General features: G+C 64.5%; 20 protein-coding genes. 11 read left to right on the top strand and 9 right to left on the bottom strand.

Features of this window, described 5'->3' with window-relative positions; genetic code table 11:
• Positions 1-28 precede the first annotated feature (28 nt).
• A complete protein-coding gene (locus GUY37_RS17470; protein WP_166828326.1) occupies positions 29-493 on the bottom strand; it encodes an SRPBCC family protein in 465 nt (154 codons plus the stop codon).
• A gap of 246 nt (positions 494-739) precedes the next feature.
• Here GUY37_RS17470 and GUY37_RS17465 point away from each other — a divergent pair, with 246 nt between their 5' ends.
• A complete protein-coding gene (locus GUY37_RS17465; protein ID WP_166828323.1) occupies positions 740-2,020 on the top strand; it encodes an ArgE/DapE family deacylase in 1,281 nt (426 codons plus the stop codon).
• Positions 2,021-2,192: 172 nt separating this feature from the next.
• On the top strand, positions 2,193-3,506 hold the full coding sequence (locus tag GUY37_RS17460; protein WP_166828320.1) for an MFS transporter: 1,314 nt from the start codon (positions 2,193-2,195) through the stop codon (positions 3,504-3,506).
• Positions 3,507-3,537: 31 nt separating this feature from the next.
• Here GUY37_RS17460 and GUY37_RS17455 read toward each other — a convergent pair whose 3' ends face one another.
• Entirely contained in the window at positions 3,538-4,260 is a 723-nt protein-coding gene (locus tag GUY37_RS17455; protein WP_166828317.1) for a haloacid dehalogenase type II, read from the bottom strand.
• Between the two features lie 126 nt (positions 4,261-4,386).
• Here GUY37_RS17455 and GUY37_RS17450 point away from each other — a divergent pair, with 126 nt between their 5' ends.
• The 5 genes from GUY37_RS17450 (at position 4,387) to GUY37_RS17430 (ending at position 8,028) form a co-directional block, all read left to right on the top strand.
• Complete coding sequence (locus GUY37_RS17450; protein WP_166828314.1) at positions 4,387-5,172, top strand: helix-turn-helix domain-containing protein; 786 nt, start codon at positions 4,387-4,389, stop codon at positions 5,170-5,172.
• A gap of 125 nt (positions 5,173-5,297) precedes the next feature.
• Entirely contained in the window at positions 5,298-5,963 is a 666-nt protein-coding gene (locus tag GUY37_RS17445; protein WP_166828312.1) for a small multidrug efflux protein, read from the top strand.
• 90 nt (positions 5,964-6,053) lie between these two features.
• Positions 6,054-6,500 carry a hypothetical protein gene (locus tag GUY37_RS17440; RefSeq protein WP_166828309.1) on the top strand — a complete coding sequence of 149 codons (447 nt, stop codon included), beginning with the start codon at positions 6,054-6,056 and terminating at the stop codon, positions 6,498-6,500.
• 10 nt (positions 6,501-6,510) lie between these two features.
• Positions 6,511-7,161: a homing endonuclease associated repeat-containing protein gene (locus tag GUY37_RS17435; protein ID WP_228278240.1), complete on the top strand. Its 651-nt coding sequence runs from the start codon at positions 6,511-6,513 to the stop codon at positions 7,159-7,161.
• 81 nt (positions 7,162-7,242) lie between these two features.
• Positions 7,243-8,028, top strand: a complete 786-nt coding sequence (locus tag GUY37_RS17430) for an alpha/beta fold hydrolase (protein WP_166828305.1) — start codon at positions 7,243-7,245, stop codon at positions 8,026-8,028.
• Positions 8,029-8,084: 56 nt separating this feature from the next.
• On the opposite strand, the gene GUY37_RS17425 is transcribed toward GUY37_RS17430, so the two are convergent.
• Together GUY37_RS17425 and GUY37_RS17420 are read right to left on the bottom strand one after the other, a co-directional pair.
• Positions 8,085-9,254 (bottom strand): pyridoxal phosphate-dependent aminotransferase, encoded by a 1,170-nt coding sequence (locus tag GUY37_RS17425; RefSeq protein ID WP_166828302.1) that lies wholly within the window; start codon positions 9,252-9,254, stop codon positions 8,085-8,087.
• 254 nt (positions 9,255-9,508) lie between these two features.
• Positions 9,509-10,963 carry an NAD(P)/FAD-dependent oxidoreductase gene (locus tag GUY37_RS17420; RefSeq protein ID WP_166828299.1) on the bottom strand — a complete coding sequence of 485 codons (1,455 nt, stop codon included), beginning with the start codon at positions 10,961-10,963 and terminating at the stop codon, positions 9,509-9,511.
• A gap of 297 nt (positions 10,964-11,260) precedes the next feature.
• On the opposite strand from GUY37_RS17420, the gene GUY37_RS17415 reads away from it, so the two are divergent.
• From GUY37_RS17415 to GUY37_RS17405, 3 genes are all read left to right on the top strand, one after another.
• Positions 11,261-12,052 (top strand): SDR family oxidoreductase, encoded by a 792-nt coding sequence (locus tag GUY37_RS17415; RefSeq protein WP_166828296.1) that lies wholly within the window; start codon positions 11,261-11,263, stop codon positions 12,050-12,052.
• An 80-nt stretch (positions 12,053-12,132) separates the two neighbouring features.
• On the top strand, positions 12,133-12,690 hold the full coding sequence (locus GUY37_RS17410; protein WP_166828292.1) for a hypothetical protein: 558 nt from the start codon (positions 12,133-12,135) through the stop codon (positions 12,688-12,690).
• A gap of 255 nt (positions 12,691-12,945) precedes the next feature.
• A complete protein-coding gene (locus GUY37_RS17405; RefSeq protein WP_166828289.1) occupies positions 12,946-14,145 on the top strand; it encodes a pyridoxal phosphate-dependent aminotransferase in 1,200 nt (399 codons plus the stop codon).
• Positions 14,146-14,256: 111 nt separating this feature from the next.
• On the opposite strand, the gene GUY37_RS17400 is transcribed toward GUY37_RS17405, so the two are convergent.
• From GUY37_RS17400 to GUY37_RS17385, 4 genes are all read right to left on the bottom strand, one after another.
• Complete coding sequence (locus GUY37_RS17400) at positions 14,257-14,715, bottom strand: acyl-CoA thioesterase (RefSeq protein ID WP_323127512.1); 459 nt, start codon at positions 14,713-14,715, stop codon at positions 14,257-14,259.
• A gap of 261 nt (positions 14,716-14,976) precedes the next feature.
• Positions 14,977-15,903 carry a prolipoprotein diacylglyceryl transferase gene (gene lgt / locus GUY37_RS17395; protein WP_166828284.1) on the bottom strand — a complete coding sequence of 309 codons (927 nt, stop codon included), beginning with the start codon at positions 15,901-15,903 and terminating at the stop codon, positions 14,977-14,979.
• A gap of 34 nt (positions 15,904-15,937) precedes the next feature.
• Positions 15,938-16,273 (bottom strand): hypothetical protein, encoded by a 336-nt coding sequence (locus tag GUY37_RS17390; RefSeq protein ID WP_166828281.1) that lies wholly within the window; start codon positions 16,271-16,273, stop codon positions 15,938-15,940.
• Positions 16,270-16,914 carry a maleylpyruvate isomerase family mycothiol-dependent enzyme gene (locus GUY37_RS17385; RefSeq protein WP_166828278.1) on the bottom strand — a complete coding sequence of 215 codons (645 nt, stop codon included), beginning with the start codon at positions 16,912-16,914 and terminating at the stop codon, positions 16,270-16,272. Before GUY37_RS17385 ends, GUY37_RS17390 begins: the two co-directional genes overlap by 4 nt.
• A gap of 296 nt (positions 16,915-17,210) precedes the next feature.
• Between GUY37_RS17385 and GUY37_RS17380 the strand changes: the two genes are divergently transcribed.
• Positions 17,211-17,687 (top strand): MarR family winged helix-turn-helix transcriptional regulator, encoded by a 477-nt coding sequence (locus GUY37_RS17380; RefSeq protein ID WP_166828275.1) that lies wholly within the window; start codon positions 17,211-17,213, stop codon positions 17,685-17,687.
• A 248-nt stretch (positions 17,688-17,935) separates the two neighbouring features.
• Here the strand turns inward: GUY37_RS17380 and GUY37_RS17375 are convergent, their stop codons facing one another.
• Entirely contained in the window at positions 17,936-20,161 is a 2,226-nt protein-coding gene (locus tag GUY37_RS17375; RefSeq protein WP_166828272.1) for a DUF222 domain-containing protein, read from the bottom strand.
• Positions 20,162-20,339: the final 178 nt, after the last annotated feature.

Below are 20,339 nucleotides of genomic sequence, written 5' to 3'. Positions count from 1 at the left end.
AGTGGTCCTCAGGAGCTGCCCCGTTGCGTCAGACCCCGGACACCGCTGCTGCCAGGTTGCCGAGGGACGACTCGAGATCCTCTTCGCTCACGGCAGGGAAGCTGATCTGCTTGAGCACGTCCTTGTCAGTGACCGCGCTCCAGTCATAGGTCAGGGAGACCTCGGTCAAGTCATGCCCCTGGGAAGTGAGCTCCCAGACCCACTCCCAGCCCGGGGGCTCTTCACCGGCCGGAGCCGTCTTCCAGGCGAGAAGCTTGTTCTCCTGATAGCCGTTGACGTAGTTGTCGGTCTTGTAGTCGCCGCCCATCTTGTCCCAGTTCATGTTCATCGTGAACACTTGGCCGGTCTCGGTGATGCGATCGGTCTTGTCATCCGACTGGACCATCCCCGAGCCGTCGATCTCGGCGTGCCGCTCGGGATTGGAGAGAACGTGGAAGATGTCCTCCGCAGGGGCATCGATCGTCCGGGAAGCGCTGATACTCGTGTCACTCATGCTTGTCACCTTTCGTCAGGTGGTGGCTCAAGTACGGGTCGGTCGACCCGTCCCTGTCCGACCACGCTATACCCTCATTCCGAATGAGGGGAGGGGGCGCACAATCGGTCGCAGCGGACGCAGGCTGCTCTTCCGGAAGCTCGTCGAGGGATGCAGAATAGCCCACAGAGCTCACATAGCCGACAGAGCTCACTTGTCATCGGTATGTCCGTCAACCGTCAACCCGAGAATCTGGAAGAGCGAAGCATGAATCGAGAAGTCGCCCAGGCCATCACCGACGCCGTCGACAACGCGTTCGATCGACAGCTCGAGTTCACCGGTGATCTGATCCGCTGTCCTTCTGTCCGAGGCAGTGAGGCGGCGATCCAGGACCGCATGGAACAGGAATTCGCCGACAGAGGACTTGAGATCGACCGCTGGCGCATCGACGAAGAGGACATCGAGGACCATGAGGGCTTCGGGCCGATGACCGTGCCCTACGACGAAGACTTCAACATCGTCGGCAGCTATCGGCCGGCAGTCTCACAGGGCCGATCCCTGATCCTGCAAGGTCATGTGGATGTCGTGCCGACCGGGCCCCTGGAGAATTGGACCACCCCGCCTTTCGAGCCTCGAGTCGAGGACGGCTGGCTCTACGGACGCGGCGCCGGGGACATGAAAGCCGGTCTCGCTGCCAACCTCTTCGCCTTCGACGCGATCACCGCTGCCGGATTCTCTCCTGCAGCCCCTATTCACTTCCAGTCCGTGGTGGAGGAGGAGAGCACCGGCAACGGTGCGCTCTCAGCACTTCTGCGCGGGTACACCGGCGACGCCGTGCTCATTCCGGAACCAGAAGAGAATGCTCTGGTGCGAACCAACGTCGGAGTCATCTGGTTCACCGTTCGCGTCGAGGGGAAACCGAGCCATGTCCGGGAGATGAGCCAGGGCTTCAACGCCTTCGACGCGACCAATGAAGTGATCGCCGACCTGCGCACACTCGAGGCCGATTGGAATGCTCAGAAGGACCGGTACCCGGGCTTCGAGGATGTCGATCATCCCATCAACTTCAACGTCGGAGAGATCACGGGTGGAGACTGGCCCTCCAGTGTCCCGTCATGGTGTGAGATCTCCGTGCGTGCCGCCATCTATCCGGGGATCGACCCGGAACAGGCGTGGGAAGAGATCCAGGAGCACGTCCGGCACGCGAGCATCGCCCGGCGCGGTCAGGACAGTCGCCTGCCGCGCCTGGAGCGAACCGGCTTCTTCGCCGCGGGATATCGGCTCGAGGAAGGCGGCGACGCAGAGGCCGTGCTCGGCTCGGCCCATCACGATGTGTTCGGCCAGCCCCTGCAGTCGTTCACCACGCCGGGTTACCTCGACGGTCGGGTCTACACGAACTACGGGTCGATGCCGACTCTGACCTACGGGCCGCGATCCCTCGATATCCACGCCTTCGACGAGCGGGTCCACATCGAGTCCGTCCGCAACATCACGAAGACCATAGCGCTCTTCATCGCCGAGTGGTGCGGGTTGGAGCCACTGAAATAGAACCGCCGAGGGGACCAGCCGACCGTTCCAACCTGGTCATCCAACTGTGAGCGCGCGTAGAATGACGACCTACCTGACTGCGTCAGGGAGAACCCCCGGAGCCGTGGGAGCATTCAACGAGTCCGTCGAGTTCGACCGGATGAAAGACCGACTTCAATGGGGATGACGTCGAATGACTGCAGATGAAGCAGACAGCTTCCGATCAACGCATATCGACTCAGCGCAGCTGCGGCGAGTCTCGGCGGGCTCCCTCATCGGCACCGCCATCGAGTGGTACGACTATTTCATCTACGGCCTCATTGCCGCTCTGGCCTTCAACGAGCTCTTCTTTCCCACGTTCGACCCCGCCGTAGGCACTATCGTGGCGTTTCTGTCATTTGCCATCGGCTTCTTGGCCCGTCCCGTGGGGTCGATCGTCTTCGGTCATCTCGGCGACAAGATCGGGCGCCGGAACACGCTCATCGCCACAGTCCTCGTCATGGGCATCAGCTCAGGCGCCATCGGTCTGCTGCCGACGTACAACACGATCGGGGTGTGGGCTCCCATTCTGCTCGTTGTGCTGCGCATCATCGAGGGGATGTCCGTCGGCGGTGAGTGGGGCGGCGCCGTGCTGATGGTCGTCGAGCACGCCCCACCCGAGAAACGCGCGTTCTACGGCGCGATGCCACAGTACGGGTCACCGATCGGCAATCTGGGCTCGAGCGGAATCGTCGCTTTGGTGACGCTGCTTCCCCACGACCAATTCATCGCATGGGGCTGGCGCGTTCCGTTCCTCCTGTCCTTCCTCCTCATGGGCATTGCGCTCTACATCCGTTTCAAGGTCGACGAAACACCGGAATTCCGGAAGATCGTTCAGGAGGACCGAAGGGTCAAGGTCCCCCTGTTCCATGTGCTCCGAACAAGTTGGCGTCGGGTGCTCATCGGCGTCTGTGCCAGCCTCGTCGGAAGCGCGCCCTTCTATCTGCTGACGACTTTCATCGTCAACTTCGGCACCGAGACTCTCCATCTGGCCGCCGGCATACTGTTGACGGGTACGATGCTCGGCGCCGTCCTCGAGGGCATCGCCATCTTCTTCGGCGGTCAGCTCGGCGATCGGTTCACTCCCTGGAAAGCCGTAGGAATGACGGCGCTGCTCTCTGTGGTCCTTGCCTTCCCGCTGATGGCTCTGGTCGGTACGGCCTCACCGCCGCTGGTGATCATCGGCATCGGTGTCGGCATCGGACTGCTCGGCCTGCCATACGGGGCGCTGGGTTCGATGATGGCGGACATGTTCCCCGATCGATCTCGCTACACCGCTGTTGCTGTCTCCTACAACGTCTCGGGAGCCATCGGCGGCTTCGCGCCTTCGGTCGCCTTGGCTTCGGTGACCGTGTTCGGCGGGACGATCTGGGCCACCGCAGTTCTGCTGATACTGAGCATGCTCATCACCGCACTGGGCGGCATCCTCGCCGGTCGCGCTGCCCATAACGACTCGCTGACATTCTGAAGGGACTCCGGCCGAGCGCCTGCTCGATGCGTCAGCCGATCTGGTCAGCCAGGTCCTCGAAGTCGTCGGCGACGACGTCCCAGGCACTGGAGGGTTCGAGATCCGTCGTTTGTTCAGGACCGTGCTCGGTGGGGCGACGGACGAAGGCAGTGCGCAGCCCGAGAGCCTGCGCCGCGGCCAGGTCGCTGTTGTGTGCGGCGACCATGGCGACCTGATGCGGTTCGAGGCCGAGGATGTCGACGGTGCGCAGGTACGCGTCGGGATCGGGTTTGTAGGCACGAGCCACCTCGGCGCCGAGGACCGCATCCCACGGCAGGCCCGCACGTTTGGCGACGTCGAGGGCCAGGCGAAGGTTCGCATTCGACAGCGGCGCGATGATGAAACTCCTCTTGAGCCTGGTCAGTCCGGGAACGGCATCCGGCCACGGATCGAGTCGGTGCCAGGCAAGATTGGTTTCGTCGAGCACTTCGGCCGGGATCGAGGAAGGAATCACGCCGAGGCCCTCGAGAACCGCCTCGAGATTCTCCCGATGGAGCACATCGAGACGGACGAACTCTCGCTCACCGTTGCGCACCCGCTCCATCGACGGCTGGTATTCGGCCCGCCATGCATCGGCGAACTCCCGCGGCACGAGGTCGGGAACGTGGTCGCGCAAGTGCACGGCCACCTCGGCGGCTACGCTCTCACGCCAGTCGACGACGGTGCCGAACATGTCGAAGACGAGGGCCTCGACCGAATCGAATCCTGCGTTCATGGCTTCACGGTAGTCCGAGCACATCAGACCGTCCATGTCAGTCCGTACGCATAGACTGACCCCATCCGGAATCGACACGGAACCAATCGACACGGAACCACACGGCATCGGCGGAAGGACCTGACCGTGGGATGGAGCACGAGCGAATTGGCGCGCCTGACCGGCACGACGGTCAACACCATTCGGCACTATCACAAGCTCGGCCTGCTCACCGAGCCCGAACGGATGAGCAACGGCTACAAGCAGTACGGGGCGTCTCACCTGCTGCGGCTCAACCAGATCCGGCGGATGCGTGAGCTGGGGATTCCGCTGTCCGACATCGGTTCGGTCGCGGACGACCACGAACAGCAGCAGCTTGCGCTCAAACAGCTCGAGAGCGACCTCGGCGACCAGATCGCTGCCCTGGAGAAAGCCCGCTCCGAGGTGGCCCAACTCCTCGAACACGGCGCGCCGATCGATACGGCCTCCAGCTTCATCGACATCGCCACGAGGATGTCGAGCGCCGACCGCAGTCTGATGAACATCTACTCGAGCCTCTACGAAGACTCGGCGTTGGCGGAGATGAGAAGCATCATGTCCGAGACCGCGCCCTATGACCAGGAGGTCGACGAACTCGCCGAGGATGCCGATGAAGCCACCCGTGCGCGACTGGCCGAGCAGATCGCCCCGACGATGAAGCGTCATCTCGAGGCCAAACCTTGGATGCTCGCACCCACCGAGCGGATGACCGGGGACGTGAGGATGGGCCAAGCCGCCATCATCGGCACGATCAGCGAGCTGTACAACGACGCCCAGATCGACGTCATCCAGCGCGCCTTCATCTCCGTCTTCCCGACTCTCGATATTCCGGACGACGATCGCGAGCGATTCATCGCCTTCATCAAACAGATGGCGGCCGAGGAAGAGAGCTGAGGATTCGCTGGGTTCGCCGATGAGGGCTTGACCCTGTTCCGAGAACACAGTCTGTACTGAACGTATCGACCATCAGATCCGGTCCATCGGGGCCGGCTCTGCCGAACACGTTCAGGAGGACGCCCATGAACCCCATCATCGAATTCTTCCAAGGCCTCGCCGCCCAGGTCCCCGATCTGCTGCAGCCTTTCATCATCGCGACCGCCGGTGCCATCCCCTTCATCGAGGGTGAGGTCTCGTCGATCATCGGCGTCTGGGCGGGGATGAACCCCGTCCTTGCCGGTATTGCAGGAGCTGTAGGCAACTTCATCTGCGTCACCGTCATCGTGCTCCTCGGCGCCAGGGCCCGCCGTGCCGTCGCGGCTCGTCAGAACGAGAAACGTGAACTCGCCGCCCTCGGTGCCGCCCCTGCAGCGCCTCCAATGATGTCTGCACCGTCGAAGGCCGCAGCCGATCTGTCAGGAATCGACGGTGCCGTCGACCTGTCGGCGATTGATACTCCTGCCGATATCACTGCAGGTAAGACGGTCACGGAGGGCAGCCTCGGCGAGGATGGGAAGCCCGAATCCAAGGGGCGGGTCAAGTTCAAGAAGTTCCTCACCCGCTTCGGGGTTCCCGGTGCGAGCCTGCTCGGACCGCTCGCGATTCCCACTCAGATCACGTCGACGATCCTAGTCAGCGCCGGTGTGAAGACCTCGTGGATCCTGCTGTGGCAGGGCATCGCGATCATCGCCTGGACGACCCTGACCACGCTCATCGCCACCGGCTCGCTCGCCCTGCTGGCGGGCTGAGACCGAGCGCCCACAGCCGCAGCGCCACCGCCGCTCGACTCAGCACCGCCTCCCCACCCATCACCGAGTCCGCACGAGAAAGGACGTCCCATGACCATCGCCCACCGACATCGGAGCCCATTGACTCTCTCCGCGCTCGTCATCGTCGCGCTGGGTCTGCCGATCGTCCTTCCGTTCTCGGCGACGATCATCGGGTGGACGATGCAGCTGCCGATGCGACTGAACTTCGCCGAGTCGATGCTGGCCACACTCGGAGTCTTCAGCGCCTGGTTCGTCGTCTCCCGAACGATCGACGTCATCCTCGACGGCAGCGCGATCAGCGGAACGCTCACCGGCCGAGCCATCTCTGCAGCCGCGTCCCTGCTCCTCCTCGGCGGCGGCTACCTGCTCATCATCGATTCGGTGCCGCTGTCCGTCCTCATCGCGGCAGTCGTCAGCGCAGTGATCTTCATGCTGAGCACGATGATCGACCTGAGCATCCGCGGTCGGGCACATGCATTTCCCGTCTTAGGCGCGCGCCGACGCCTGAGATCGTAAGATGGAATGGATGTCTGATACCGGGAGAACCCACACCTCGTCGCTGGCCGTGCTCGGTGCGCTGCTGTTCATCACCGCCCGCAGCCTCGACTCCACCGGCGCGCCGGGGATCCCCGCGAGCGCCGACCCCGCGAAGCTCAGCCCCACCGACCGGGAGACCCTCGCCGAGGTGGAATCCGCACTGACCGTCCAACTCGAGGACTCAGCGACGTCCGTGACGTCAATTCTCGCCGAGGTGGCGGCGGCGGTAGCGTACGTCCGTGGTCGGGCCGAGGTCCCGAGTCTCACCGCCAGCAGGTATGACAAGGTCCGCACAACGGTACTCGACAGTTTGGGAGCGACCTCAGCGAAGGGCGCGACCATCTGGCCGCCGACCAGTCAGACCGCGGTGCAGCGGTTCGGCTCCTGGAACGAAGCACTTAAGGCGGCGGGACTGGCGACTAACAAGGTCGGCCGTGCCAAGGGGCAGCTGCGGTTTGACTCGGCCGCCTACGACAAGGCGATCGCCGCCTTCGTCGCCGACTGCGAATCGCGCGGCGTCGGAGCCACCTACAAGTCCTATACGGAATACGCTGCCGAGCACAAGGGCGAGGTGCCCTCAGCTGCGGCCGTGCGTAAGTTCTATGGTTCCTGGAACGCAGCACTCGCCGCTGTGGGGTGAGGGGCGAGATGTCGAACAGGACTTTTCCGCCGCGCTCGCCCGACTGAGAGAACTGATCCTGAACCAGAGAGGAAAGAGATCATGAGCACAGCAGCTTCCGCGGACGGTACGTCCATCGCCTACGAACTCCTTGGCGAGGGTCCGCCCGTCATCCTCGTCGACGGGGCGATGTGTTACCGCGAGGCAGGCCCGATGCGCGCGATCTCCGACCAGCTGCAAGGCACTCACACCGTGTGTCTCTACGACAGGCGCGGCCGTGGCGAGAGCGGTGACACTCTTCCCTATGCACCCGCCCGAGAAGTCGAGGATATCGAGGCTCTCATCGCGCAAGTGGGCGGACGAGCAGCTCTGTTCGGGATGTCGTCGGGCGGTGCTCTGGCTGTTCGGGCCGCGGCAAAGGTCGGCTCAGCGGCGACTCACCTGCTCGTCTACGAACCTCCATTTTCGGCGGAACCCGCCGACTCCAACACCGTGGAGCAGGCGGAGAAGGTGGCCGCGTGTCTCGAAGCCGACGATCACAGCGGAGCGGTCGCAGCCTTTATGAACCAAATCGGTATGCCCCTGCCGATGATCGAGGGAATGCAGCAGTCGCCGGAATGGGAGACCTTCACGGCCATTGCGCCGACGCTGGCCTATGACAACGAGATCATGGCGGACGGGGCGGTTCCGGAGTCTGCCTCCGAAGTGTCCGCGCCCACTCTGGCGCTTGCCGGAGGAGACTCGACTGACTCGCTGCGGTGGGGCGCCGAGGAACTTGCCAGGGCGGTGAGCCAGGGACGGTTCGACACCCTCGCCGGCCAGGCCCATGACGTCGATCCCGTAGTTCTTGCCGCTCGGCTGGAGGGATTCCTCACACCTCACCGCTGACCGGTGGGGCGCGTGGAAGTCAGCCGCGTTGATGACTGACCCGCGCACCTGAGACCTCACCGCCCGGCGGCGAAAGCCTCCAGCCGGTCGCACGCCGTGTTGATGGTGTCCTCGGACACCGCGAAGGTCAGACGCAGGTAGCCTTCGCCGGCCGGGCCGAAGGCCGAACCGGGAATCGTCGCGAGATTGTGCTCCTCGAGCAGTCGAGTGGCGAGCTCCCAAGAGTCCAAACCCCATTCGGACACGTTCACCCACGCGTAGAACGTCGCCGCCGGCCGCAGCAGACTCAGGCCGTCAATGGCATTGATGCGTTCGACCATGAGCTCGCGCCGTCGCGCATACGAGGCGACCATCTCCTCGACCGCGGTCTGCGGTCCCTCGATCGCTGCGAGAGCTGCCTCCTGGACGAAGCCGGGCAGGCTCGAGGTCAGCCCCTCCTGCAGCAGCGCCATCGGGGCAATGAAGTCGGTCGCACCGATGACGAAACCGCACCGCCAGCCTGTCATCGCATAGGTCTTCGAGAAGCTGCCGACGGCGAGGAACCGATCGAAGTCGGGGCGCACCTCGGCGATGGAGGTGAAGGCAGCGTCATCGAAGACCATCTCGTCGTAGACCTCATCGGAGATGACGGTGAAACCGTGCTCATCGGCCAGGTCGGCGATCTGTTCGATGTCGGCGCGGTCCATCACCGAGCCCAGAGGGTTCGAGGGGCTGTTGATGATGATCGCTGCGGTCTTGTCCGTGATCGCGGCGCGAACATCCTCGGCGCGGAGTTTGAAGTCGTTGTCCTCAGTCACGGGGACGGACACGGCCAACCCGCCGAGGCGATGCACTTGACCCATGTAGTTCGGGAAGCTCGGGTCGGGGATGATGACTTCCTGACCAGGGGAGACGGTGATGTCGAGGGCGAAGGTGAGTGCCTCCATCGCACCGAAGGAGACCATGACGTTCTCGGACGTGATGCTGCGATTCCACCGGGCCGAGTACTTCCGGGCGATCGCCTGACGCAGTTCGGGGACGCCGGCATTGGCGACGTAGCGGGTGTTGTCATTCTCGATGGCGCGGATTCCGGCGGCCTTGATGTGCTCAGGGGTGTTGAAGTCCGGCTCGCCGACGGTTAGCTTCACGGCGTCGGGGAAATCGAGCGCGCGGTTGAACATCTTGCGGATGCTCGAGGCGGGGTAGGAGGTGGCCATGGGGGAGATGCGGCTGTGCGAACTCGTCATGGCCTCAGTCTGCACCCGATTCTGCACGTGCGACAGAGGTCGGTCACAGCGTAAGACCGTGACTGCAGATGAGCAGTTTCGTCAGTGCCGAACTTCTGAGCGATCCAGCACTTCAGCTTGGTGAAATGACAACAGCTCGGTCCCTGGCCAAGCTCTTGTCGGTCCACCAAGCTGGTAGCGCGGATTGCCGGAGGGCCCGCACGTCGGCTCGCCTGGTGGACGCCGAAGCCGAAGCCGAAGCCGAAGCCATCCCGTCACTCGTGCAGCCCGGCCAGGCGGGAGCCGAAGCGGGCGAGCAGGCTCGTCTTCTTCGCCCCGGTTGCGGCCTCCCAGGAGTCGGCGATGCCGAAGATCCTGTACATCGACCGGATGCCCAGCCAGCGGATCGGCTCGGGCTCCCACTGACCGGAGAAGTGATCGTTCCACGGCAACCCGGTCAGTGGGGTCGACGCCCCGGCAGCCCGATCGAGCAGGGTCTTCGCGGCCAGATGCGTGGCCGTCACTCCGTGCCCGGCATAGCCGCGGGCCACGCCGATCCGCTGCTGCCGATCGAAGAAGATCCCGGCGCACCAATCGCGTGTCACTCCGAGCGCCCCGCGCCAGGCGTGCGCGACCTCGAAATCGAGGTCCGGGAACAGCGAGGACAGGCGCCCGGCCAGGAGGTCGACCACCTCGGCGGGAACTTTGCCGTCACCGGGCAGTCCCGACCGATACGCATACGGTGCCCCGCGGCCGCCGAGCGCGATCCGTTCATCGGCGGTGCGCTGGGCATAGATGAAGGTGTGCGCGGTATCGCCGAGGCATTCGCGCCCCTCCCAGCCGATCGACTCCCACGCCTCGGCTGACAGCGGCTCGGTCGCGATCATCGACGAGAACACCGGGATGACCTGCCGCCCGTTCAGCCCCGGAAGCTCGCCGCCGACCGTGTCCGAATACCCTTCGAGGCACACGAAGATCGTGTCCGCGTACACGGGACCGCGGTCCGTGGCGACCGAATCTTTGCGGATATGCCTCGCCGAGGTGGCTTCGCAGATGGTCACGCCCGATTCCCTCAGGGTCCGGGCCAGTCCCTGAGTGAGCAGCGCCGGATCGACGGCGGCGGTGCCGGGGAAGAAGATGCTGCCGAGAGCACCGTCGACGTTGATGTGAGCGCGGGTGGCTTCGGCGTCGAGGAACTGCATGTCCTCGGCCCCGTAGCCGAACTTCTCATTCCCCTCGAACAGATCTCCCAGCCGGGACAGGCCGGCTTCGGATTGGGCGATGTCGATATGGCCGCCGCGCACCTGGTGGGCATCGATGCCCTCGGTCGCACAGACCTCGAGCACTTCGTCGATGGAGTCGAAGAGCGCGGACTGGAAGGCCCGCACACTTGCCACACCGTCGAGCCCCGCGGACCCGACCGGCCCGTCGGGATCGTCCTTGCGGGCACGGTCGACCGCCTCGGCGAACTTGGCCCTGTTGCCCGGCATCAGGGTCGACAGCCATCCGCCGTTGCGGCCGGAGGCGCCGTAGCCGATGTGACGGGCCTCGATGATCGTGATCGACCAATCGGGATGGGCCCGTCTGGCGTAATACGCCGACCACAGGCCGGTCAGCCCGCCGCCGACGATGACGAGATCCTGTTTCTCGCGCGGCAGCGGGGCGGGGGCGATGTCTTCGGCGGGGGAGGCCGCCAGCCAGTGCGAGGCTTCACCATTGAAGTAGGACACGGATCAACTCCTGAACTCGAGGCGGACCAGTCGGTTGCCTACGGAAACAGTTCTATCTCACGCTCAAGGCGAAGTAAATGGTTGCGCCCGAATGTATCGACTGTTGATATCGTCCTGGCTCCATGCTGAATCCTCTGACTGCTCAGGTTGGCGGCCGACCAGCGAGCATCCCCAGCTCACCTGTCGTCGACGGTGCCGGTTCAGCTGCATCATCCCTAGACTGGGCTGAGGGCCAAACGCCCGGCAGACAAAGCCATTGCGGAGATTCAAGCCATTGCGGAGATTGAAGGAGGCATCGTGGCACGGACAATCGTCGTCACCGGAGCAGCATCGGGAATCGGGGAGGCGACCGCCGAGATCCTCGAACGCCAGGGAGACACCGTGCTCCGCGTCGACCTCGAGAAGGGAGACGTCACCGGTGACCTGGGGGACCGGGACTCCATCGCACAGGTCGCCCAGAAGATCGCAGACATCAGCGGCGGTCGCATCGACGGCCTCGTGGCCAATGCCGGCGTCTCCTTCCCGACTCCGCTGTCGCCGAAGATCAACTACATCGGCACGGTCCGGCTCATCGAAGCCCTGCGCCCGCTGCTCGTCGAATCCGGGGCGCCGCGGATCAGTGTGACCACCTCAGCGGCGACGCTGCAGGGAAACGACGAGAAGCTCGTCGACCTTCTGCTGGACGGAGACGTCGAGGCGGCTCTGGCCCGCGGTGCCGAACTGGCCGAGCAGGGACCCGAGGCCGGATATGCGAACTACTCGAGTTCGAAGCGGGCGATCTCGCGGTGGATCCGCCGAGTCGCGCCCACTGACGACTACGCCGGGCTGGGCATCGGCATCAACGGGGTCGGGCCCGGTCAGGTGCGCACCGCGATGACGAAGGAGCTCTTCGCCTCCGAGGAGGGACGGAAGCAGGCTGCGACGGCCATGCCCACGCCCTTCAACGGCCCCGCCGACGCCGAGGACATCGCGGCGGTGCACGCGTTCCTCGTCTCCGCGGCGAATTCGCGGATGACGGGGCAGATCATCTTCGTCGACGGCGGTTTCGACGCCCTCAGCCGCGGCGATGACATCTGGGGCACTGCCTGAGCCGATATTCCGCTCGTCGGCCGAGATCGCGAACCGGGATAGGCTTGCAGGTGACCTGTCCTCGATGAAGAGGAACTCCGATGATCGACCTGGCTCACCCCCGCGACCTCCTGATGATCGGAGCGATCTTCGGGCTCGCCGCTTTCGCCTGGGCCGGTTGGGCGCAGGAAGCTCCGCCGAAGGGCCTCATCTTCCGCCTCGTCCTCGCCGGTCTCACCGTCGCGGGCCTGTGCCTGATGATCCCGAGCATCCTGACAGTCATCGGGAGCTGGTCGGAATCGAGTGCCCTCACCACCGGGAGTTCAGCGTTCACGCTCTACCTCATCGTGTTCTGGGCGGAGGTCATCATCGGGGCGGTGGCGAGCTTCTTCCTCATTCGCACCGGACAGGCCGAGATCGTCGCCCCGCTCATCCTCGCGATCGTCGGCGTCCACTTCTTCGCGCTCGCCGTTGTGTTCGGGCAGCCCGTCCTCCACTTGGCGGGAGCGCTGCTGACGCTCATCGCAGTCCTGGCCTTCGTCCTGCCGCGCGAGACTGCCGCGCCGAGCTTCTGGTGCGGGATCCTCGGCGCTCCGGTCTTCCTCGTCATCGGCCTGTGGTGTCTGCTGGCCGGACGCAGTGCGTCGGCAGCCGGCTGAGGCAGCGGTCGACGTGCGAAGGCCCGGTGCCGTCCCGCACGGGCTGGGATGCCTGTGGCCGCCACGGCTCCGGCACCGTCTCTGCCGGGGCTGGGCCCGGGGCCGGGACGGTTCCGGCACCGTCTCTGCCGGGGCTGGGGCCGGTCCGGGACGCCGAAGCCACTGACATTTCCAGTCCTGGTGTTCTATCGTGAGTGAACCGTGACGAGCCGGGCCGAGTACTGGCTTCGCGATCGCCTATATGAAGGAGCCGAAATGAAGACTGCTCACCGCCTGGACAACCTCGGCACCGAGACCGCGTTCCGTGTGGCCCAAGCCGCCGCCGAGTGGAAGGCACGGGGCAACGAGGTGTTCCCGTTCCACCTCGGCGACCTCAACTTCCCCATGGGCGGGCATATCGTCGAAGCGCTCGAGCAGGCCATCGCCGACGGCAAGACCGGCTACTGCCCCGGACCGGGCATCCCCGAACTGCGGGAGGCGCTCGCCGATGACATCGGCTACCGGCGCGGAATGACGATCGACCCCGCCGAGGTGGTCGTGACCACCGGAGGCAAACCCGTGATCACGAAATTCCTCCAAGCGGTGATGAACCCCGGTGAAGGCGTGCTCTACCCGAACCCGGGATTCCCGATCTACGAGTCCCAGATCGAGTACCTCGGCGGCACGGCGCTGCCGTACCGGTATGTGCCGACCTCTGACGGCTTCGCCATCGACCTCGATCACTTGCGGGCGTCGATCGATGAGAACACCACGGCCATCATCTACAACGATCTGCAGAACCCGATCTCCGCCGAATCTACTCCGGGCGAGCGTGAGGCCATTGCCGCGATCGCGCAGGAATTCGACCTGTGGGTGCTCTCCGATGAAGCGTACTTCGAGATGCGCTATAAGGGCCGTTCCCAGTCGATCGCCGCTCTGCCGGGTATGCGCGAGCGCACTGTCATCCTCTACACGTTCTCGAAGAAGTACGCGATGACCGGTTCGCGGCTCGGCTGTGCGGTGGCGCCGAAAGAGGTCGCCGAGGCGATCTCGACCATGAACACCAACGACGAATCCTGCACGAACCAGTATGTGCAGTGGGCCGGGATCGCTGCGCTGCGCGGACCGCAGGGACCGGTCGGCCAGATGTTGGAGGTGCTGCGCAAACGTCGCGATGCCACCTGCCGCCTCATCAATGAGATTCCCGGGATGAGCGTGGCGACTCCCGGGTCGACGTTCTATGTCTTCCCCGATGTCACCGAGGCGATGGAAGCGAAGGGGATCGCGACCCTGGCCGACTTCTCCACCGAAGCCCTGCACAATACGGGAGTCTCATTCTGCACGCGTGAGCACTTCGGTTCACCGCAGCCGGGGGAGGACCGCTCCTATATCCGTCTGGCCTATTCGGGCATCGACGAAGCCGCGATCACGACCGGGCTCGGCCGCCTCAATGAGTGGATCGCTGCGGGCGAGTAGCTCGTGCGGTGGGCTCCTGTCCGATCCGGACCCGTATCCAGCCGTGCACCGCGGGGGACGGGAGCCCGGGCATGACCGACAGAGCCCAGCCGAGCCTGGCCACTGGCTCGGCTAGGCCCAGCTGTGCCACGCCGGTCGTCGAGTGCTCGGCAGCGAGTTGTGACGGCGCCAGTCGTGGATCCAGTCGGGCAGTTCAGGCTCTATCTCCGGCATCCCGAATGCATCCCCGAGGTCGTCCCTGGTGAGCGTGCCGTTCTCGGAGATCAGGCGTGTGGCGACGAAGGCCCGGGCAAAGATCTCTCCGTCGACCACCATGCGCTGTTCGAAGAACACTGTGCGCTCGTCGACCCCGCAGACCTTGGTCTCGAGGCTGTAGCTCTGCCAGAGTTTCAGCGACTTGCGGAAGCTGATGGTCTCGGCGCTGACGACGCCGGTCCATCCGCGGTCCCGCATCGCCTGCCATGCTCCGCTGCGCACCATCATGTCGAGTCGCCCCAGATCCATGATCGAGAAGTACTTGCCATTGTTGAGATGCATGAAGATGTCGATCTCGCCCAGGTGAACGCGCATGGGGAGGGAATACGTGTCCCAGATGTCGCGTGCAGAACGTCGCCGGGATCTGAGCAGGTGCAAGAGCATGCGTAGGAAGTGCATACGAACTATGTTACTTGACAGTAGCTTTACATGGAAACGCATCCCGGGTGGGAGAGAGTTTTCACGGTTGGGGGTGAATGCTTCCGCGAGCGGGGGAGCCGCCTCGGCTGGGAGTGAACGATTGCGCGAAGGGGAGAGCCGCCTCGGCGAGGGTTTGCTTGTCGGCGAGGGGTTCGTTCAGTCCTTCGCGGGCTGGGGTTCGCGGCCGGGGATGAACGGTGATTCCTCGGGTTCGGGGTGGCGTTTCCACTGGATGAGCATGATCGCCACTCCGAGGGCGACGGCGCCGATCGCGCCCCACACGTTCGTGCGCAGGCCGAGGATGACGAAGCTCGGGTCGATTCGGATGGATTCCCACACGATGCGGCCGGCGCCGTACCACATGAGGTAGACGGCGAACAGGCGTCCCCACTGGAAGAAGACATGCCGGCCGAGGTAGAGCAGAACGAGAGCGCCGAGGCTGTTCCAGATGACCTCGTAGAGGAACGTCGGGTGGAACAGGGTGCCGGGAGGAGTGCCCAGCGGAATGGCCGGATTGCCGGGATCGATCTCGAGGCCCCAGGGCAGGGTGGTGGGCAGGCCGAACAGCTCCTGGTTGAACCAGTTGCCGAAGCGTCCGCAGGCCTGGGCGAGGATGAGGCCCGGGGCCAGAGCGTCGAGCAGGGTGGTGAGTCTGAGACCGAGTCTGCGGCACATGATCCACGCGCCGAGGGTGCCGCCGATGAGGGAGCCGAAGATGGCGATGCCGCCCTCCCAGATCGCCCACACGGATCCGGGTTCGAACGGATTCCAGGGGTTGCGGCCGGGACCGAAGTAGTCGGTGTAATGCGTGATGACGTGGTAGATGCGGGCGAAGACGATGGCCATCGGCACGGCCAGGGTCGCGATGTCGAGGACCTGCCAGTCCTCGACGCCGCGCTTGGTCAGGCGGCGGTTGGTCAGCACGATTGCGATGATGATGCCCACGAGGATGCACAGCGCATAGAAGTGGATCGTCAGCGGCCCGAGCTGGAAGCTCGAAACGGATGGGCTGGGGATCGCTGCCGAGATGTCGTGCGGAAGGGTGGTCTCGGCGAGGAGCGCGCTCGTGGGAACTGCAGGCATGAGTCCAGTCTATTTGCACCCGCCTGAGAATCTCTTATGCGGCCGCCAGCCCGCCGTCGGCCGTCTCTTCCGCGCGGATGCTCCGGCGGTGGCGCAGTCGGGCCCGCAGTCGGTGGCCGGCTTCGACCAGGGCGAAGCCGATGATGAGGATCCCGAGGGTGAACAGCCCGTACTCCAGAGGGAACGATCCCGGGGCGAAGACCGGGTCATCGGCTTCATCGAAACTGGCCAGAAGCAGGTACAGAGTCTGGAAGACGAATGCCCAGAGGTAGGCGACGGCATAGCTGAGGTGGGCGGCCAGCCGCGAGTGGAGGAGGCAGCCGAGCCCGAAGGCTCCGAGCACGGTGACGATGGCGATCATGATGATCATTTCCTTGGGATCGGTGGTGAATTGAGCAGAGAGATTCCCGCTCCGGACAGGTGCGGCAGCGCGGCCTCGGTGCGACCGGTGACGAGCAGGAGCAGATCGCCGAGGCGGCCCTCGACCGGTGCGCCCGATCCGACGGCGAGCTCCGCGTCCGTGGCGGTGAGCCGGATGCCGCGCAGGCGTCGCTGTGCGTGGAAGGGCCAGCCCATCGACCAGGCGCGGTCGAAGGCGGCGAGGCCCGCGCCGGTGGGGGCCGGACGGTCGATTCCCAGCGGCCGTGTGATGTCCTGTCCGTGGACGATGATGTCGAGGAGGGCGTTGTCCGGATTGGTCAGTGGCGGCAGGTGTCGGGAGGCGGCGGTGCGGCGGAGTTCGGCGACGATCTTGTCGGTCGCTCGTTGGGCGTAGTCTCGGGCGATGTCTCGGCCGAAGGCCCAGAGGTCGCCGCGGGAGCGCAGGAGGCCGACGGCGATCTGTCCCAATGTGGGCGCGGTCGGTGTCATGGCCAAGTGTGCTGCCACGTCCCGGACGCTCCATTCGGAGCACAGGGACTGAGTCGCCCACTGCTCGGGTGTGAGTGAGTCGAGTGTCTCGGCCAGGCTGAGGCGTTCGGCTTCGACAGTGGACCACAGTGCATCGTCCATGATGCTTTCTCCTCTGTGAAGAGCGTTACTTCTGTTCTTCTGTGCGGGTTGACGCGTCTGTGTGAGACGGCGTGTCTGTGCGGGATGGCCGGTCTGTGTGGGGGCGGCCCGTCTGTGCGGGACAGCGAGTCTGCGCGGGAACTCCCGTCTGCGGGGGACGGCCCGTTTCGGATTTCGAGTAGTTATTCGCGATCGGTGAGGGCGGTGGAACGAACAATAATAGTCAGATAGTCTGACTATTATAGGAGCCGCAGTGAAGCGGCACAAGAGCTATTTCGAGCGGTGGGGGAATGCTGATGGATGGGAAGAGCGCGCAATCGGGTTCAAGTGAGCTGTCGCGTCCGAGCGGGCAGCCGGGCCTCGGGATGCTCGCCTTCCTCGCCTACCGGCAGGTGGAGATGCGGTCGATGGCCGCCGTCGAAGCCGCCGGGCACTCCATCACCCTGTCGCAGGCGAGGTTGTTCGAGCGAGTGAACCCGGAAGGCTCACGACTGACCGAACTCGCCGAGTCCGCGCAGCTGACGAAGCAGAGTGCTGCCTACCTCGTCGACGAACTCATTGCGGCAGGCTACCTGCGGCGTTCGCATGATCCTGAGGACGGCCGCGCCAAGCTCATCACCATCACCGATCGAGGATATGAGGTCATCGCTGTCGCCCGTCGGTCGGAGGCCGAGGTCGAGGAAGAATGGTCGAACCACCTCGGGGACGAATCATTCGACACGCTACGCCGGCTGCTCATCGAACTGCGCGAAATCACGGATCCTTTTCGGTGACGGTGTGCGGGCTCGCGCTGTGAGGCCGACTGGCCATATTTCGCACAGGCTGCAGTGTGCGTCTGCGTCATTTCGCGTCTCGCGCATCTGCTCGCGTCATGAAACATGGATCAAATGTGGTCGGCAGGGCGGCGGTCGTGGAGTCAGACTGCGGTGCGGACGCCGATTGTGGGTGTGGGCGCGGATTGTGTCCTGCGCGCTCACGCCGGGATGAAGACACAACGGTGCCATTGAGCGACCGAGCAGAGCTACGTGCCGAAGAGACCGTCGATGATGTCGTCGGTGATGAACCGTGAGTGCAGGATGAGAGCGCGAGCGGGGTCAATGCTCTCTGGCGGGCGCCAGGCCGGCCGCCCATCAGTGAGCATACGGACTTCCCAGTCAGAGCGGTCCATGAGGTGGTGGTGGAAGCTGCAGAGCAGGCACATGTTATTGATGTCGGTCTCACCGCCCCTGGCGTGCGGCACGACATGGTTCACGTCGCACCATCCCGCCGGTGCGTCGCAGCCGGGGAACACGCATCCGCGATCCCGGGCGGTGACGATCGCAGTCTGCTTCTTGTTGGCGAAGCGCTGATCCGTGCGGACTTCCACCGTGCGAGCTTTTTCGTCCATCAAGTGGAAGAAGACCGTGCCGTTGAGGCCGCGACGGGTGATGTCGCTCATCGGGAAGCGGTCGCCGGAGCCTGTGGTGGCTTCGCCGGTGCCGTCGGCGACATCAGACGCCTTGGCTGTGACGACGAGAGCATAAGGCGAACCCTTGGCGGCTTCCTTCATACTGATGCGCGAGATGAGGGTGGCGAAACGCTCGTAGATCCAGACCCTCGCGCCGGGCTGCTCGCTCATGAGATCAACGGCCGCACCGTCGGCGCGGACACCGTGACCGGCAGGAATGGAGCGGTCGGCAGGGGAATCTGCGGAACCGGCCTCGGTCTCACCGGCAGCCTCGACAACGGCCCACGGGGGTGCGTCGAAACGGTCTCCGGTGAGTACAGCGTCGATCGGTTCGAACCGTTCCTCGCCGGGGGGCTGACCGAGTCCGGCGTTCGGGACGATTGCTGGAACGTCTTCGCCCTCGGCAACGGCCGCCTCGGCGTTCGTGGGCTCTGCTCCCGCTGTGCTCGATGTGTTGCCTTTGCCGGATTGAATCCGCGATGTCAGCAGCCCATGAAGCTCGGATCCCGCTACGGGATCGAGGACGCCCTCCAGCCTCCAATCGCCGTTGCGTTTGGGACGGGCGGTGACGAAGTAGGCGGAGCGATCGCTGGGGTCGAGCGGCTCCACACCGTCGGGGTCGATGAGAGCGAGCATCTGACGGAAGATGTCGCGGAGCTCGCTGACGGTCACCGACGCCGCGTACTTCACGAGGTCGGCTTCCACCCGGGATTTCGTCTCCTGGTCCACCCATGCGGGCAGCGCCTTGAGGCAGTCTTCGATGACAGTGAGATGCTCGGCCGGCAGGGTGCCGAGGTGGAGCTGCTCGGCAACGAGTGGGTGTTCGGGCTCGAGCGGTTGGCCATCGAGTGCGACACGTCCACCAAGATTCTCTGCGAGCTTTGCCCGGCGATTCGCTTCTCGCCCCGAGAGATTGAGGCGTTCCTGGATGAGCGCCTTGGTCGACTTGGCGCCACTGTCTGTGGGCGTGCCGACGCGTTCGTAGACGGCCAGCGCCAAAGTGGACAGGGATTCGCTGAGCCGACGCAGAGCCTCCGCACCATCGATGACCTGCAGGGCCTCGCTCGGCCCCATCGGTCGGTCGAATGCCCGAAGCGCTCCGACCAGTCCGGTCAGCGAGGCGATCGAGTCAGTGATCTCGGGAGCGCTCGCGGCAAGGTCGTTCCAAGCCGCGTCGGTGAGGATCGGGTGCTGCGAGGCGGGTCGCTGAGAATCGTCTCCAGCCTCGGGCTGAGCAGCAACGGGAACTGTGCTGTGGCTGCCTACGGCGGTCGGGTTCGCGGGCCCGGAGGTCTCGGGCTGCGTGGTTGAGCTGGTCTGCTCATTCGCATCGAACTGTGCAGTCGAATCCGTCTGTGCGTTCGGTTCAGCCTCGGCGGAAATCGCTGGTTCGACGGCTTCGGTCGGTTGTTCGGCGTCGGGAGCCGACGTATCTTCGCGCGATTCTTTGCCGTCGGTCGGCGGGGGCCCGTCGGTCGTCAGAGGACCGTCGGTCGACGGAGGATCGTCGGTCGATACAGGGTCAAGGGCGTCGAACATCTCGGCGAGGTAGTGGCCGCTGAGATCGAGTCCGGCTGCCTTGAGCTGTTCCGCCAGAGATGCAGGGTGTGGTGACTTGGCTTCGGGCTGCACGGGTGCGTTGTCCGCGGATTCTTGAGCAGCGCGCGGCGGGAGGTCGGGGAAATCCGCAGGGTTCGAATTGATCGGCGGCCTTCTGCTCGCTCCGCTGCGCGAGTCAGCGGCGGCACGACGGTCGCGCTTTCCTGACTTGCGTCGCTTGCGGTCGGGGGTGAAGGTCATCGCTGTCGAGTTCCGTTCGTCGTTGAAGGTCTCTTATTCATAGTGTAGACAGTCAATCTGGATAAAACAATAGAAACTTCGAAAATAATTCGATTTGAACTGGCATAGTCGGTGTTTGAGATGTTGCCGGCGGCGAATGCTTGTTTCAGGGTTGATTTGACGTCGATTCTACTCGTCG

The organism is Brevibacterium limosum (assembly GCF_011617705.1).
GTDB lineage: Bacteria > Actinomycetota > Actinomycetes > Actinomycetales > Brevibacteriaceae > Brevibacterium > Brevibacterium limosum.
This window is presented reverse-complemented; position numbering and strand designations above follow the sequence as displayed.

Coding starts and splice junctions, on each gene's coding strand:
- GUY37_RS17470 (WP_166828326.1), bottom strand. CDS start 493: ATGAGTGACACGAGTATCAGCGCTTCCCGGACGATCGATGCCCCTGCG.
- GUY37_RS17465 (WP_166828323.1), top strand. CDS start 740: ATGAATCGAGAAGTCGCCCAGGCCATCACCGACGCCGTCGACAACGCG.
- GUY37_RS17460 (WP_166828320.1), top strand. CDS start 2,193: ATGACTGCAGATGAAGCAGACAGCTTCCGATCAACGCATATCGACTCA.
- GUY37_RS17455 (WP_166828317.1), bottom strand. CDS start 4,260: ATGAACGCAGGATTCGATTCGGTCGAGGCCCTCGTCTTCGACATGTTC.
- GUY37_RS17445 (WP_166828312.1), top strand. CDS start 5,298: ATGAACCCCATCATCGAATTCTTCCAAGGCCTCGCCGCCCAGGTCCCC.
- GUY37_RS17440 (WP_166828309.1), top strand. CDS start 6,054: ATGACCATCGCCCACCGACATCGGAGCCCATTGACTCTCTCCGCGCTC.
- GUY37_RS17435 (WP_228278240.1), top strand. CDS start 6,511: ATGTCTGATACCGGGAGAACCCACACCTCGTCGCTGGCCGTGCTCGGT.
- GUY37_RS17430 (WP_166828305.1), top strand. CDS start 7,243: ATGAGCACAGCAGCTTCCGCGGACGGTACGTCCATCGCCTACGAACTC.
- GUY37_RS17425 (WP_166828302.1), bottom strand. CDS start 9,254: ATGACGAGTTCGCACAGCCGCATCTCCCCCATGGCCACCTCCTACCCC.
- GUY37_RS17410 (WP_166828292.1), top strand. CDS start 12,133: ATGATCGACCTGGCTCACCCCCGCGACCTCCTGATGATCGGAGCGATC.
- GUY37_RS17405 (WP_166828289.1), top strand. CDS start 12,946: ATGAAGACTGCTCACCGCCTGGACAACCTCGGCACCGAGACCGCGTTC.
- GUY37_RS17400 (WP_323127512.1), bottom strand. CDS start 14,715: ATGCGCGTTCACCTGGGCGAGATCGACATCTTCATGCATCTCAACAAT.
- lgt (WP_166828284.1), bottom strand. CDS start 15,903: ATGCCTGCAGTTCCCACGAGCGCGCTCCTCGCCGAGACCACCCTTCCG.
- GUY37_RS17390 (WP_166828281.1), bottom strand. CDS start 16,273: ATGATCATCATGATCGCCATCGTCACCGTGCTCGGAGCCTTCGGGCTC.
- GUY37_RS17385 (WP_166828278.1), bottom strand. CDS start 16,914: ATGGACGATGCACTGTGGTCCACTGTCGAAGCCGAACGCCTCAGCCTG.
- GUY37_RS17380 (WP_166828275.1), top strand. CDS start 17,211: ATGGATGGGAAGAGCGCGCAATCGGGTTCAAGTGAGCTGTCGCGTCCG.
- GUY37_RS17375 (WP_166828272.1), bottom strand. CDS start 20,161: ATGACCTTCACCCCCGACCGCAAGCGACGCAAGTCAGGAAAGCGCGAC.